Source organism: Actinosynnema sp. NPDC023658 (assembly GCF_040639995.1).
Classification (GTDB): Bacteria; Actinomycetota; Actinomycetes; order Mycobacteriales; family Pseudonocardiaceae; genus Actinosynnema.
Map to the genome: position 1 here is coordinate 5,075 of NZ_JBFAAX010000346.1, position 1,137 is coordinate 6,211.

The 1,137-nt window shown below is 72.1% G+C and carries 2 protein-coding genes; one reads left to right on the top strand and one right to left on the bottom strand.

The features are described from left to right. The first annotated feature begins 117 nt into the window (after positions 1–117). Entirely contained in the window at positions 118–555 is a 438-nt protein-coding gene (locus AB0G02_RS25995; protein WP_360798326.1) for a DUF6010 family protein, read from the top strand. Between the two features lie 24 nt (positions 556–579). Here the strand turns inward: AB0G02_RS25995 and AB0G02_RS26000 are convergent, their stop codons facing one another. Continuing rightward, positions 580–1,053, bottom strand: a complete 474-nt coding sequence (locus tag AB0G02_RS26000; protein ID WP_360798329.1) for a hypothetical protein — start codon at positions 1,051–1,053, stop codon at positions 580–582. Positions 1,054–1,137: the final 84 nt, after the last annotated feature.

Genomic DNA, 1,137 nt, shown 5'->3' on the forward strand with positions numbered 1-1,137 from the left:
GGTCTCGTCGTCGGACCGGTACACGCCGGTCTTGCCGTCGATGGTCAGCACCGCGTACAGCGCGGGGTCTACCGTCCAGGACGACCGAATCCCCTGTGACGACGAAGACCGCCCACCATGACCGTGGTCTCGGCACTGCTCATCGGCGTGCTGTACGTGTGCCTGAACTCGCTGGTCCCCGAACGGCACCGCCGCCCGTTCAACGCGGTCATGGTGGCCGGCGCGGGCGCGGCGTACCTCAGCGGCGGCGGGCTCGGCCCGTGGGAGTTCGCCATCACCGCCGTGATCACCTTCTGTGCCTACCGCGGCCTGGGGTCGTGGACGTTCATCGGCATCGCGTGGCTCGTGCACACGGCCGCCGACATCGCGCACCACCTGCACGGCAACCCGATCGTGCCGTTCGCGGAGCACTCCTCGCTCGGCTGCGCGATCTGCGACCCGGTGATCGCGCTCTGGGCGTTCGCCGGCGGTCCCGACCTCAGGTCGACGACCCCCGCGGCACTGGTGCGGGCCCTCTTCCGCCGGCCGCAGCCCGCCACCGGCCCGCGCGAGTAGCGGCAACCCGTCGAGCCGACGCCGTCAGATGACGTCCACGAACACCGGGTTCGCGTAGAACCACAGGTCCGACCACGGGTCGGCGTCACCGACGACGTCCACCACCGGGTGGCCGTCCGAGGTGAGCCGGTTGCCGTCCGAACCGCGCAGCCGCAGGTAGAACGCCCCCTCCACGCGCCGGAACGCGTGCGCGAACCTCACCGTCCCGCGTGCCGCCCGGGAGACCTCGAACGACTTCACCACCCTGGTGGCGGGCGCGGTGAACGCGTCGCGGTCCTCCGCGGGTCCGGTGACCGGGCCCGCGATCAGGTCCACCTTCGCGAGCCGGGGCACCACCCCGGCGAAGTTCGCGCCGCGCGCCAGGTCGACCTCGACCACCACCTCCACGTCGTCACCGCGTCGCACGAACGTGCGACCGCCGATCGTGACGCCCCGGTTGTCGCCCTCGCCCAGCGACCGCACGCGCACGGTCAGCCCGTCGACGAGCCGCCCGTGCACCGCGACGACCTACCCGGCCTGCATCCCGCGCATGACGTCCAGGTAGGACTTGGAGTCCGCGCCGACGAGGGGGGAGCTGTAGAG

Bases quoted from the DNA above. Each gene is read 5' to 3' on its own strand.
- AB0G02_RS25995 (WP_360798326.1), top strand. From the start codon at position 118: ATGACCGTGGTCTCGGCACTGCTCATCGGCGTGCTGTACGTGTGCCTG.